This is a genomic window from Methanoculleus sp. (assembly GCF_020696975.1).
Taxonomy (GTDB): Archaea; Halobacteriota; Methanomicrobia; order Methanomicrobiales; family Methanoculleaceae; genus Methanoculleus.
The window spans coordinates 19908-32624 of record NZ_JAJGBK010000003.1; the positions used below are offsets into that span (position 1 = coordinate 19908).

Sequence of the window (12717 nt, forward strand, 5' to 3'; positions counted from 1 at the left end):
GTAATACCTATCTACTAGTCGTAAGGGCTATGCCCGCCCAGGTAGTGGTGATTAAATGGTTAAGACCACCGTGTCCGTAATTAAAGCAGATATAGGCAGTTTCCCGGGGCACTCCCGGACCCACCCGAAGATCCTTGAGGTGGCCGCCCAGAGACTCAAGGAAGCAGAAGGCAGCATCATCATCGACTCGCATGTCACCCACTGCGGTGACGACCTCGAGTTGATCATGACGCACACCAGGGGCGAGGATAATGAAGAGATCCACAAACTGGCTTGGGATATCTTCATGGAGTGCGCCGGCATCGCCAAGGAGATGAAACTCTACGGCGCCGGCCAGGACCTGCTCGGAGATGCCTTCAGCGGCAACGTCAAGGGGATGGGACCCGGTGTTGCCGAGATGGAGTTTGAAGAGCGGGGTTCCGACCCGGTCCTGGTCTTCATGGCCGATAAGACCGAGCCCGGGGCGTGGAACTACTTCCTCTACAAGATCTTCGCCGACCCCTTCAGCACGTCCGGCCTCGTCATCGACCCCTCGATGCATGATGGATTCACCTTTGAGGTTCACGACGTCATAGAGAAGCGCAGGATCCTCTTCAACACACCCGAAGAGTCCTACAGCCTCCTTGCCTATATCGGAGCACCGAGCCGCTACGTGATCAAGTATGTCTGGAAGAGGGACGGCACGATTGCGGCATCCACAAGCACCCAGCGGCTGAACCTGATGGCCGGTCGCTACGTCGGCAAGGACGACCCGGTCATGGTCGTCAGGGCACAGAGCGGGTTCCCATCGGTTGGCGAGGTCATCGATCCATTCAGGACACCCATCCTCGTTGCCGGCTGGATGCGCGGTTCGCACCACGGGCCGTTCATGCCGGTGGGCGTCTGCGATGCAAACTGCACCGCGTTCGACGGACCGCCCCGGGTCATCTGTCTCGGGTTCCAGGTCAGCGACGGGAAACTGATCGGGCCTGCAGATATGTTCGACGACCCGGCGTTCAACCGCGTCCGCGAACAGTGCTGCGATCTCTCCAACGCGCTCAGGGCCCACGGACCGTTTGAACCGCACCGCCTCTCGCTCGAGGAGATGGAGTATACCACTCTCCCCGGCGTCGAGAAGCAGTTCAAGGACCGCTGGGAAGATCTCCCTGAGTAACCCTTTTTTTGCTTGACCGGGCCGGCTCATGGCCCACACCGGGCGGTTGACCGATCATACGAGCCGCCGCTCCGGGTTTCAACCGCAGCTCCCGGATCTCCGATCGAGGGTGCCGGTTTTTAACCGGGAGTGATTGACGGAAAACTTAATGCGTGGGGATAACCATATAAGAACGGATGGTTAACGGCATTGTACTCCCCGTAAAGAAGGTTTTTTCTCTCGTTGACTCTAAAATCGTCGTTGAGATCAAGGATGACGGCAGGAAACTCCAGGGCAGACTGGTGGCGGTGGATGAACACCTGAATCTGCATATGGACGAGACCACTGAGTATAACGGTGACCAGAGAGGCCGCACACTGGGGACCGTCGTCATACGAGGTAATAATATCCTGACCATTGCACCCCTGCTCTGATAGCCATGCCTGACCAGGAGGAAGAAGCACTCAAGGTGATCCAGTCCCATCGGCAGGGAGTCCTCCAGAGCGAGCTCTGGAAGTTACTTGACATCGATAGCAGAAAGTGCTCAAGAATCGTGAAGCGGCTGCTGGATGCCGGGCTGATCGAGCGTATCGAGTTCCGCAGCGACGGGATAAAGACCTATCTTCTGCGGGCGAAGAAGCGGGCAATCGACCCCTGCGTCATCCTCGCAGGCGGGGAGATTCTCCCGTGTATCGGCTGCGATCAGGAATGCACCCCGGAAGATTGCGCACTCCTCCTAGACTGGATGTACCAGCTTGCTCTTGAAGAGTATCAGGAGTGAGCGACCACTTTTTTTATAGCGTATCTCCCGGAGACCGGAGGTGCCGGCAACCCTCTTCGTCGGGATGACGGAGATGCAAACCCCGGATAACACCGCTAATCGGCATCCCCGGGCAGCCTATAAGGATATTTCCAGTTTCACTCCCCTTGAGCCGGATTCATTTCCGTAAATACTATATAATCAGTAGCAAATCTCTCATCGAGGTATGCCCGGCGAGCGTAGTTCATCATGGGGGAGAGAATCCCGGGATCACTTCCGGAAGGGATCCGCGTCCGGACGAATTGTAAACCCGGCAACCCGCACCGGAGTGCCCGCAAGGCGGACCGCCGAGAGCGAATGCGCCCTCTCGGATACGCACGGGACGCTCCTGATGGTTGCCGTCACCATCATCCTCGCCGCTCTTGTCCTGCTGATGGTGCTCGCGATGATTCCGTCCTGGTCCTGGATGGAGCCTGCAGACCCGCCGATCGTCATCACCGAGATTGCACATACCAGTAAAGCGACCGGGGAGTTCACCCGCGCAAGCAGGATCGTCCTCCTCAACAACGGCAGTACGGCATACGAGAACGACGGCCTGAAGGCGATCTTCTACAAGAACGGCCAGAAAGTCTGCACCGTCCAGACGTTGAACGGCTACCGTCTCATCCCGTCGCACCATTACGGGGTAAAGACCCTCGGAGGGGAGGGGTGCCGCAACTCCCACTGGAACCCGGGTGAGGAGCTGGAACTGGACCTCACCGACCACACCTTCTACCCGGGTATACAGGTCACCGTTGAGATCATGGAGAAACAGACCGGGAAGATAATCTCAAAGCACAGCATGCGGGCATGAGACGGACCGCCTGCAGGGACCAGATATTTGTATCAATGCATCGCAAAGGGACTCGTATGTTTACGCTGATACTTGTGGCGGTCGACGGCTCGGAGATCAGCCGCAGGGCGCTCGAGGAGGCCCTGGCCATGGCCCGCGCCATGCAGGCCCCCGTGCATGCCGTACATGTTGTCCAGACCACGGTATACCCTGCACTCCCCCTCAGCGAACTCGAGCCTCCTGATGTAGCACGGCAGGCCGTCCTCGACTCGCTCGAACGGGAGGGGGACGAGATCCTCGCCGATGCGGGACGGCAGGCAGCCGCCGCCGGTGTCCGGATAACCATCCACAAGCGCCGGGGACACCCGGGAGCGGAGATCACCGCTCTCGCCCGGGAGCTCGGCGCCGACCTGACGGTGATCGGGTCGCACGGCAGGGGCCGGTTCGATCGGTTCATCCTCGGGAGCGTCAGTTCTTACGTTGTCGATCACGCGGCGTCAACGGTCATGGTCGTCAGGGGCTGACCCGGCACATCCCGACGAACGGACGAGACCCCGGGCGACGAGCCGGGCCACCCGGACCGGCTCGGGCACCTTTCCTTCATGCGTGAAGTCGTTGCAGATCCGGGTAGCATCCTCAAGGGAGAGGCCGTAGGGGCGGATGAAGAGCGTGTATCCGGAATGCAGCCCGACCGGGATCCGGTCGCCGAGCCGCCGGTATGCCGCGAGCCTGGCCGTATCGCCCGGGAAGTGCCGGCGGATGTCATCCAGGAGTCCTTCCGACGCTTCGTAGGTGGTGATGATGACGGGAAGACCGGTCGCGTCCAGAACCGCCGCCGGGTCGATGATATTGTACCAGGCGATGACGCTCCCGCTGATCATCAGGAGGTTGAGGTCCCGGCGTGCAAGATCGGCAACGATCCGGATGATTGCATCGGTGGCGTCCGACCCCCCGACGGTCACCCGGGCAAAGGCCGCCCCGTCGATCCGGAGGTCCTTTCGCATGACGATGCCCGCAAGCGTGGACCGGTCCCGCCCCGAGTAACTCTCGGCGATACCGAGGACCCGGAGCCCCGATTTGGCTACGTGCATGCGAAGTCCTTATGATTCTCGGTAGGATATAGTATACCGATGAACATCGAGTACGACGAGGTATGCATCTTCATCCCCACGCTGAACGAGGCTCCGACGATCGGCAGACTGGTCGAGGGGTTCCGGGAACGCGGGTTTCGCCACATCCTCGTCATGGACGGGAACAGTACTGACGGAACACCGGATATCGCGCGAGCAGCAGGCGCGGTTGTCCGGACACAGACCGGAAAAGGGAAGGGCAATGCCATCATCGAGGCCGTGGAGATCATCGATAAACCCTACGTGCTCATGCTTGACGGCGACGGAACCTACTCGCCGGACGACGCGGAACGGATGCTCGACCCGCTCGGCCGGGGATTCGATCACGTCATCGGCGACCGCCTCGGCAACCCTGAGACGGGAGCGTTCACGGGATTGAACCTCCTCGGCAACCAGGTCCTCAACCTGATGTTCAAGATCGCGCACGGCAAGGACCTCCGTGATATCCTCTCCGGCTACCGCGCCTTCACCCTTAACTCGATCCGGCATATGACCCTCAAAGAGGCGGGGTTCGAGATCGAGACGGAGATGGCGGTCGAGGCGGTACGGAACGGGCAGCGGATCACGGTCGTCCCGGTCAGATACCTCGCAAGACCCGGCACCATGACCAAATTAAACCCGTTCCATGACGGTATCGGGATATTCTCGACGATATACCGGCTCGCAAAGACGAATAATCCTATCTTTTACTTCGGGATCATCGGCCTTTTCATATCGCTTGCAGGAGGCGTCATCGGCATCTACGTCGTCCTCGAATGGCTCAAGGATATCGAGCACCTGCCGCTCACCATCCTCACGGTTCTCCTGATCACCGTAGGTTTTCAGATCTTCATGTTCGGCGTGATCAGCGACATGCTGCTCGGGTTCCACCGCGAGACTATCCACCAGATCGAGCAGTTACAGAGTTCTCAGAAGCCGCCCCGATAGGAAGAGGATCCGGCAGGCGTACTCGGCGATCGATGTGTAGATGTACGCCTCATCAAGCGTTTTTCCGGCGGCAAACGTCCCGTGGCCCCGGACGATGACGATGTGGCCGTCCCGGAGCGCCCCGGAGACGTTCTCTGCGATCTCGTCGGTCCCCGGGCTCCCGGTGACGACCGGGATTGCCGGGCAGAGCATCCCCCCCTCGCTGTCGGCCGGCCGGATGATATCGGCATCGAGCGAGGCGGCAACGGCGTGAACCGGGTGGGCATGGACGATCGCGCAATGGGGCGTCTCCCGGTAGACCGCCCGGTGGACCCGGTACTCGCTCGAGGCTTCACGCGGGGCGTCGCCTTTCTCCGGAACAAAGGCCGGCATCTCGCAGGTGTCGAGGTAGGCGCCGGTCCGGGTGATGTGAAAGCCGCCTTCCTCCGCCCGGACGCTCATGTTCCCGAAATTCGCTCCGACAAGCCCTTCGAGGAAGAGCCGCTTTCCGATCCGTTCAAACTCCTGATCGAGCATGCTATGCACCAGACTGACGTTGTAGAATACATTGGTACGATAGGGATATGTGCATGCCTCTTTCGGCGCGGCGGGGCGCGTGGCGATACCCCCGGCCACCGGAGCCGGGCTCTCTTCCCGGGAAAAATGGCCTACACAAATTTCAGGCCGACGTCCCGCAGTTTGTTGAACCGCGCGATGTTGAGAAGGAGGGGCGTTACGCTCTCGACGAGGGATGCGGCGCGAAGCGGCCCCGCATCGTAGGCACGGAGGCTTGAGACACTGTTGACAAGTTCCATGACCGTTCGTTTTGCACCTTCGTCATCGCAGCAGACGGCAACCGAGTAGTCCAGCGCCTCGTCGAGCATCTGCCACCTGTTAGCGGCGACGTTGTTGAACGCGGCACAGACGACCGTGCCCGGAGGAAGCATCCCCCGGATCATCATCGCCGCCGAGCCCTCCGGGGGAGGGGCGTAGTAAAAATAAGTCGTTCGTTCGATCGGGTTGACAGGGCTGATGACAATCTTCTCCTCAAACCCGGTCAGGGCCTTGAGGGTGGGGGCCACGTGCTTGAACGGTATCGCAAGGACAACGACGTCTGCCTCGTCGACCGCACGCTGGTTGGTGACGCCAAGCAGGCTGCACGCCAGATCGCGCTCCTCCAGAGAGGCCCTGCAGAGATCGCAGGTTGCGATCGCCTTTGTCTCCTCGCGCGACCCCACGATCACATCGTAGTTCGGAGAGAGCCGGAGTGCCATGCCCTCTCCGATATCGCCGGTTCCGCCAACGATCCCGATCTTCACTGCTCTACCAGCGGGGTCAAGATGCTCTCAAGCCTGGCGAGGTCCTGGACACCCACGAGTTTCTGGACGAGGGCCCCGTCTTTCTCGATGACGAGCGTCGGTACGAACTGAATGTCATACTTCGCGGCATACTGCCGCGTCTGTTCTGAATCAATACCGACATCGATCTTCCTGATGTCCACCCGGTCGCCCATTTTTGCTTTGAGCTCGTCGATGATCGGTGACTGCTGGTGGCACGGACCGCACCACTCGGCAAAGAAGTCCATTAAAACCGGTTTTCCCATAAGACTATACCCCATTCACACAGTGGTGTGAACGGGGCAATAAATGTTGTTGTAGGGTTGTTATTTTGAGAGGATCGCCATGATAATCTTTCCGTACGCGGGCCTCGTGACCAGAATACCGATCAGGACACCGAGTATGGTGATGATGGCAAAGCCTCTGAGGGTGGAAAGATCCATGAGCGCCAGAGGGAGCATGGCAATGAAGACCGTCGCCGCAGACGCGACAATGATCCCGAGCGCCCGTCCGTAACGCTTCAGATAGAGGTTCGGCGACGGGACGCGCCCTTCGTGAAGAACCTCGTCCGTGATGATGACAAGCTGGTCGATGCCGGTACCCACCACCGCTATCAGGCCGGCGATGGTGGCGAGATCGAGCTGGACGATGAACCGGGAGATTCCGAGGAGGATGATGATCTCGGATAAGTTGATCGCAAGCATCGGGATCACGATCGAGGGCTCACGGTAACGGTAATAGACGACGACACCCACGGTGAGCAGCGCGAACAGCCCCGCAAGAGCGACCACCGTCTTGAACTGCTCGCCGAGCGCCGCCGGGACCGAACCGGACCCGACGATATCCACCTTCACCGGCAGAGCGCCGGCTCGCAGGTGGATCTGGAGGGTCATCGCATCCTCAAGCCCGGCATCACCGGTCCCGGTGCTCGCCGAGAGCGAACTGACCGGGCCCGACCGGAGTTCTGTCGCAAGTCTCCCGTCGAGGGGAGCGCTGTAGACGGTCTCGTTGTCGAGGATCATCACCAGGTGATGGGCTCTCGGGTTGTCGACCGCTCCGGATTCGAGGGCGGCATTCCGGAAAGCCTGGGCCCCCGTCTCGGTGAGCGAGAACCCGACGCCCCATGCCTGGGTTTCAGGGTCCCTCTGCGGCACGCCGACACCGGCGATCTGGTCGCCGTAGAGGACATGCTCGGTCTCGTTTCCGGTGGTCTGGACCCGGATCTCGAAGAGACCCTGCTTGCCGACGATCTCCTGCGCCGTCGCCATATCGACGCCGGCGAGTTCTATCCGTACATACTGCGGGTACTCGCTTCCCGTCGGGGTGAGGAGGTTGATCCGCGCATCCTGCATCCCGAGGGCGTTCACCTTGTCGTTCAGGATCCGTTTCACCTCGTCTGCGGTGAAGGATGATACGCCCTCCTGATAGGTGACGATCGAGGCGCCCGATGCCGCGAAGATCGGTTCAAGATCGGCGCGGGAGACGCTCTTTCGGATCTCAAGGTGGTCCTCGTCGATCTGGATGACCTCCGCCTCGAGGCCTGTGCGCAGGTTCTCTACGAGGTCTCCGACCGAGCCGTCTGTCGAGTAGGTCACCACCACAGACTGGAACTCCATCTGCAGCCATGAGCCGCCCTCAAGGTCGAGACCGAACTGGAGGTTCCCCTCAAGTCCCTTATCAGGGGTCGGGGGTGCGAGGTAGATGCCGACGAGGGAGCCGACGACGAGCAGGAGGAGCAGGGCGACCCGCCAGTCTTTTATGAGGTTCTTGATGGCTTCGCTGTTCATCTCTTATTCCCCCGGAGAATGTATTCCTTCAAGATCCCGGCGTTCAGCATCCAGGTGTTCATCATGTCGACAAAGAGCCCGATGAGGAGGACGCTTGCGATCTCGCTGATGATCTGGATCTGTCCCGCCGTCGAGACGACCCACATGGCGGCGATGGCCGCAAGCGTCGTGGTCGTCATGATGATTCCGGTTCTGAGGGCGCCGGAAAGTTTCTCGTCGAGTTTTCCCTTGCGCTTTAAGAGGCGCGTGGTTAAGAGGACGTTACTGTCCGCAGAGTAGCCGATCAACATCAGCAGGGCTGCCGTTGTCCCGAGGGAGAGCGGAATGCCGATGACCTGCATGGCCGCGGCGGTGATGGTGATATCGGAGACAGCCGCGAGGACGATGGCACCCGACGCTATCAGGTGCCGGTACACCAGGAAGATCACAATAGCCACTCCGATGAACGAGAAGATCAGCGCGAGGAAAGCCTGGCCCTGGAGCGTCTTTCCGAACGTCTCACCGATCTGGTCTACCTTCGCATCAGGGTAGTGTTCGTTGATGAGCGCAACGAGGCTCCGGTATTGGGTATCATCCATGGGGCCGAACTGGAGGTACTTTCCGTCGCCGATACCCTCACCCACCGATAGCAGCGGATACCCGGCGAAGGTTGCCTCTATCGCCTCTCTGCTGTCGGAGGTAAACACCGTCACCGCCGTTCCTCCCACAAAGTCGATGCCCGGTGTTACGGGCAGGCCGGTGGTGAGCGTGGTGTAGCCAAGCACAACCACAGCAAGGAGGAGAAGAACGAGCGGCAGCGCTACCATCTGCCGCGGAGAGTATTTGTTGATTTCATATCTGGGAAATTCCATGCTGTATAACTGTACGATTGTGATAGGTTAAAGGGTTGCTCATTCATATAAGGTGCGAATCGAGATCCGGCCAGGTAGCGCGCCCATGTCCCGGAACCTGCCGGACGGGACAGGGACCCTTCTGGACCGTGCAGTGCTCCCGCTCCTATCTAACGAGAGGTCGCGATGCACAGGACCAGGGCCCCCCTCAAGTGCCTGATGTGCCGCCCATCATGCGTCGCCGGGGTGCCTAGGATACGGGGCACTTGCAGGAATATCTATCGGGGAGAGAAGGAGAGCCTCGTTCGTCATACCGTGATTGTATTCGGCTAAAAACGGATCACGGCGATTAAATAAGCCATTCGGGAGAATAGTGTTATTATACACCCTTTTGCCACATTTCGTCAGACAACCGTCGTCCTCCGGGCATAATACCGGATTAAACGATTGAAAAGAAAAGATATATATAAAATACCGAATCACAAGCACATATGAGATCACCCTATGAGCTCAAAAAAGAGATAGAAACTCGACTCAAAGGTTATCTCTCACGGGACCGGGACGGAATCCGGCACGAGCTGCTCAACCTCTTCATAAAGGTAAAATCTCTGACGATACCCCAGATCTACGGGAGGTTGCAGGAGCAGTTCTCGATCAGTTACCACTCCGTCGCATCCATGGTAGGCATCATCGCGTCCCGGATAGGCATCCTGCATGTGAGGCGGAACGCGGAGGGGACGAATACCATCTATGAGTTAAAGGATCAATACGTAGACGTCGTGGCAAAGATTCTCGGGACAACATAACACTCAAAACCATACCTCTTTTTTTACATCGAGAACCAATATGAGGGACTATCATGCAGAGCAACATAGGGGAGTCAGGACCATCGCGGAGCATATACGTCACGGACGACGTCCGATCATATGTTCTCCAGAGAAAACGCGATTTCAGAGTGAGCACAGCCTGCAGTGGCCCCATCCTTCTGCCAACGTCAGTAAAACCGCCGAAAACAAGTGATCTCCAGGTCCCCGTCGGCGATTACACCGTTTATGTCTCAAAATACCAGGCCCGCTACATCGAGTCCATCCACAGGGGAATGATTCCTATATTCTATGACGAATTCTAGGCCATGAGTTTCGAAGAACTGGAGCATACAGCCGACGTCCTTATGCGGGTGCGGGGCGCGGACCTGGCTGAGATCTTTGCCGAAGCAGGCCGGGCCATGTTCCACGTGATGTACGGGCCCTGTGAAGATCGCGGCATAACGAGGGAGGTCTCCCTCGAAGCCGGGAGCCTTGAAACCCTCCTTATCGACTACCTCTCGGAGCTGCTCTTCATCACCGAGGTCGAGAACACCGTCTTCTGCACGTTCGACGTCGATATCCAGGGCACCCGGCTCTCCGCAACGGCACGGGGCGAACCCTTCGATCCCGCGCGGCACTCCGGAGGGACACTCGTCAAAGGGATATCCTACTTCGATCTCGAAATCGTTAAAGAAGAAAAGGGTTATGTGGTGGAGATCATCTTCGACATCTGAGGGGTTGCCATGCTTGCCGGAATCAATAAAATCGGAGACCTCGAATGGGAGGTTCCCATCGGGTATGTTCCCAACATGCGGGTACCGGGACGTTTCTTTCTCTCCCGGGCGCTGACAGAGACGCTCGAAGAAGGAGCCGTCCGCCAGCTCGCGAACGTCGCAACCCTCCCGGGGATTGTGAAGCACTCACTTGCCATGCCCGATATCCACTGGGGATACGGGTTTCCCATCGGCGGGGTTGCCGCGTTTGATATGACCGAGGGGGTAATATCCCCCGGCGGCGTCGGATTCGACATCAACTGCGGTGTCCGGCTGATCACGACACCCCTGACCGAGGCCGATCTCGCCGGCAAGAAACGGGAACTGATCGAGAGGCTCTTTGCTGTCGTGCCGACGGGCGTGGGTGCGAAGAGCACCATGCGGGTCTCAAACAAGGAACTCTCTGATATCATGGTCGACGGCGCACGGTGGGCGGTTGAGCATGGGCTCGGGACCGAAGCCGATCTCGCCCGGTGTGAGGGAGAGGGCGCGATGCCGGGGGCCGACCCCGAAGCGGTCAGCGCCAAAGCCCGCCAGCGCGGGGTGCCGCAGATCGGGACCCTCGGCGCGGGGAACCACTTCCTGGAGGTCCAGGTGGCGCGGGAGATCGTCGATCCCGATGCTGCAAAGACCTTCGGGATCGCCGAAGGGCAGGTCTGTTTCATGGTCCACTGCGGCTCACGGGGTCTTGGCCACCAGGTTGCCACCGACCACCTGCGGGTGCTCGAGAGTGCGCTTGCACGATACCAGATCAAACTCCCCGACCGGCAGCTTGCCTGCGCTCCCGTTGATTCCCCCGAGGGCCGCGCCTACTACGGCGGCATGGTCTGCGCTGCAAACTACGCCTGGGCAAACCGCCAGGTCATCATGCATGAGGCAAGGAAGGTCTTCGCGCAACTCTTCGGGATTGATTACGACGAGATGCGGCTCATCTACGACGTCGCGCACAACGTCGCAAAGTTTGAGCATCACAATGTCGACGGCGCGTCGGTGGAGGTCTGCGTCCACCGCAAAGGCGCGACGCGGGCGTTCGGCCCCGGAGCCGCCGGTATTCCGCACGAGTATGCAGCGGTCGGCCAGCCGGTGATCATCCCGGGAAGCATGGGGACGTCCTCCTACCTCCTCCACGGCACGGCGGCCGCAATGGAAAAGACCTTCGGGAGCACCTGCCACGGCGCGGGGAGAGTGCTCAGCCGGTCGAAGGCAAAGAAAGAGGTCAGCGGAAAAGAACTCCGGGAACACCTCGCAGAAGAGGGGGTCATCGTACGCGCTCACAGCGACTCGGCCCTCGCAGAAGAGGCGCCCGGGGTCTATAAGCCGAGCGGGGAAGTTGTGCGCGTCGTGCATGAAGCGGGCCTCTCGGAGATCGTTGCCCGGCTGGAGCCGCTCGGGGTGATCAAGGGGTGACCTGCCGGACCGGGCTAGTCTGGGACAGTCCCCTCATGTTCTCGCGGCTCATCGAGGACTGCGGCGCCTGCTGCGAGATGGTCAACCCCCATATGCTCGCCTCTCCCTTCTGGCGCGGGAGGTTCGTCTCGCTCATCGTGCCGACGGGGTTTGCAAACCCGTCCTACTCGAACCTTCTCCCCGCTCTCCGGGCTGCAGAGGGGCGTATCCGGCGGTTCGTCGAGAACGGCGGGCGGCTGCTGGTCTTCGGGGCGGGATGCTGCCGTGACGACGCCTACGACTGGCTCCCGTTCCCGGTAACCTACACGTTCTCCTACGGGCCGCGTGCCGTCCGGTTCACCGGCGAGAACAACTATACCTCGCTCTTCTCCGGATACGACCTGACCGCCGTCGAGTGTGACGGCTCCTTCCCGGACCACGGCGGCGAGACGCTTGCCGCCACGGCTGCCGGCGAGGCGCTTCTCGTCGGGAAGGCGATCGGGGACGGCATGATCCTCGTCTCCAGCATCCATGAGTATCCTTCACGCGAATTTTTGAAGGAGTTCTCCTGCGGCGAGAGGGAAACCTTATTCTAGATAAACCATGATGAAAACTAGGGATACGACCATGGAGCAGTACGTCATCTCTGTCTCTTCGAGCGCGCGCGATCTCGCTCCCGTCATGATTTGCTTCCATGATCTGCTTGGCCGCCTGCCCGTCACGGCACGCTCCCGGGACCGCCCCGGGGTCAGGATCGAGGACGGAAAGGTCATTGACGAGGCCTACACGGGTCCCGTCCTCGAGAGGGTTCTGGCCGAAAACACCACACTGAGGGTCAGACCAGAAAGTGGGCCGTACAAAGGCATCCCGGTAGTGGTGGCACCGGTAAGGGACGATGAGGGCAGGGCCATCGGCGCGATCGGGATCGTCGATGTGACCGGCATCTTCGATCTGGTGGGCTTCATGGAGCAGAGCGCGGAGATCCGAAGACAGGTCTGCGGCGAGGAACCGGGTCGCCTGTAGCGGAAAGGTAATGGA

Annotated in this window: 18 protein-coding genes; 12 read left to right on the forward strand and 6 right to left on the reverse strand. The window is 59.9% G+C overall.

The window, feature by feature from the left end; translation table 11 throughout:
- Positions 1–55 precede the first annotated feature (55 nt).
- The 5 genes from fbp to QZ650_RS00410 all read left to right on the forward strand — a co-directional run bounded on the left by fbp (position 56) and on the right by QZ650_RS00410 (position 3248).
- Positions 56–1153, forward strand: coding sequence for a fructose-1,6-bisphosphate aldolase/phosphatase (fbp, locus tag QZ650_RS00390; protein WP_292517656.1), 1098 nt, complete (start codon positions 56–58; stop codon positions 1151–1153).
- Positions 1154–1329: 176 nt separating this feature from the next.
- Positions 1330–1566 carry an LSM domain-containing protein gene (locus tag QZ650_RS00395; protein ID WP_292517653.1) on the forward strand — a complete coding sequence of 79 codons (237 nt, stop codon included), beginning with the start codon at positions 1330–1332 and terminating at the stop codon, positions 1564–1566.
- Between the two features lie 5 nt (positions 1567–1571).
- Positions 1572–1913: an Lrp/AsnC family transcriptional regulator gene (locus QZ650_RS00400; protein ID WP_292517649.1), complete on the forward strand. Its 342-nt coding sequence runs from the start codon at positions 1572–1574 to the stop codon at positions 1911–1913.
- A gap of 307 nt (positions 1914–2220) precedes the next feature.
- On the forward strand, positions 2221–2745 hold the full coding sequence (locus tag QZ650_RS00405; RefSeq protein ID WP_292517646.1) for a type IV pilin: 525 nt from the start codon (positions 2221–2223) through the stop codon (positions 2743–2745).
- Positions 2746–2801: 56 nt separating this feature from the next.
- Positions 2802–3248: a universal stress protein gene (locus QZ650_RS00410; protein WP_292517643.1), complete on the forward strand. Its 447-nt coding sequence runs from the start codon at positions 2802–2804 to the stop codon at positions 3246–3248.
- Here the strand turns inward: QZ650_RS00410 and QZ650_RS00415 are convergent.
- The gene (locus tag QZ650_RS00415; RefSeq protein ID WP_292517640.1) at positions 3222–3815 is read right to left on the reverse strand and encodes a DUF99 family protein; all 594 of its coding nucleotides are present in this window, start codon (positions 3813–3815) and stop codon (positions 3222–3224) included. The genes QZ650_RS00410 and QZ650_RS00415 overlap by 27 nt on opposite strands.
- A gap of 39 nt (positions 3816–3854) precedes the next feature.
- Between QZ650_RS00415 and aglJ the strand changes: the two genes are divergently transcribed.
- A complete protein-coding gene (gene aglJ, locus QZ650_RS00420; protein WP_292517637.1) occupies positions 3855–4781 on the forward strand; it encodes an S-layer glycoprotein N-glycosyltransferase AglJ in 927 nt (308 codons plus the stop codon).
- On the opposite strand, the gene QZ650_RS00425 is transcribed toward aglJ, so the two are convergent.
- The 5 genes from QZ650_RS00425 to QZ650_RS00445 form a co-directional block, all read right to left on the reverse strand.
- Entirely contained in the window at positions 4752–5297 is a 546-nt protein-coding gene (locus tag QZ650_RS00425) for an aldolase (RefSeq protein ID WP_292517634.1), read from the reverse strand. The genes aglJ and QZ650_RS00425 overlap by 30 nt on opposite strands.
- 131 nt (positions 5298–5428) lie before the next feature.
- Positions 5429–6079, reverse strand: a complete 651-nt coding sequence (gene npdG / locus QZ650_RS00430; protein ID WP_292517631.1) for an NADPH-dependent F420 reductase — start codon at positions 6077–6079, stop codon at positions 5429–5431.
- Positions 6076–6363: a thioredoxin domain-containing protein gene (locus tag QZ650_RS00435; RefSeq protein ID WP_292517628.1), complete on the reverse strand. Its 288-nt coding sequence runs from the start codon at positions 6361–6363 to the stop codon at positions 6076–6078. Before QZ650_RS00435 ends, npdG begins: the two co-directional genes overlap by 4 nt.
- Before the next feature lie 60 nt (positions 6364–6423).
- Positions 6424–7884, reverse strand: a complete 1461-nt coding sequence (locus QZ650_RS00440) for a preprotein translocase subunit SecD (protein ID WP_292517625.1) — start codon at positions 7882–7884, stop codon at positions 6424–6426.
- Complete coding sequence (locus QZ650_RS00445; protein ID WP_292517622.1) at positions 7881–8735, reverse strand: protein translocase subunit SecF; 855 nt, start codon at positions 8733–8735, stop codon at positions 7881–7883. Before QZ650_RS00445 ends, QZ650_RS00440 begins: the two co-directional genes overlap by 4 nt.
- Positions 8736–9205: 470 nt before the next feature.
- Between QZ650_RS00445 and QZ650_RS00450 the strand changes: the two genes are divergently transcribed.
- The 6 genes from QZ650_RS00450 to QZ650_RS00475 are packed head-to-tail and all read left to right on the forward strand — an operon-like array spanning position 9206 to position 12702.
- Positions 9206–9520, forward strand: a complete 315-nt coding sequence (locus QZ650_RS00450; protein WP_292517619.1) for a DUF2551 domain-containing protein — start codon at positions 9206–9208, stop codon at positions 9518–9520.
- A 53-nt stretch (positions 9521–9573) separates the two neighbouring features.
- Positions 9574–9843 carry a hypothetical protein gene (locus QZ650_RS00455; RefSeq protein WP_292517616.1) on the forward strand — a complete coding sequence of 90 codons (270 nt, stop codon included), beginning with the start codon at positions 9574–9576 and terminating at the stop codon, positions 9841–9843.
- A 3-nt stretch (positions 9844–9846) separates the two neighbouring features.
- Positions 9847–10254, forward strand: a complete 408-nt coding sequence (locus tag QZ650_RS00460) for an archease (RefSeq protein WP_292517613.1) — start codon at positions 9847–9849, stop codon at positions 10252–10254.
- A 9-nt stretch (positions 10255–10263) separates the two neighbouring features.
- Positions 10264–11700, forward strand: coding sequence for an RtcB family protein (locus tag QZ650_RS00465; protein ID WP_292517610.1), 1437 nt, complete (start codon positions 10264–10266; stop codon positions 11698–11700).
- A complete protein-coding gene (locus QZ650_RS00470; protein ID WP_292517607.1) occupies positions 11697–12275 on the forward strand; it encodes a hypothetical protein in 579 nt (192 codons plus the stop codon). The genes QZ650_RS00465 and QZ650_RS00470 overlap by 4 nt, the downstream gene beginning before the upstream one ends.
- Before the next feature lie 7 nt (positions 12276–12282).
- Entirely contained in the window at positions 12283–12702 is a 420-nt protein-coding gene (locus tag QZ650_RS00475; protein ID WP_292517604.1) for a DUF2111 domain-containing protein, read from the forward strand.
- Positions 12703–12717 lie beyond the last annotated feature (15 nt).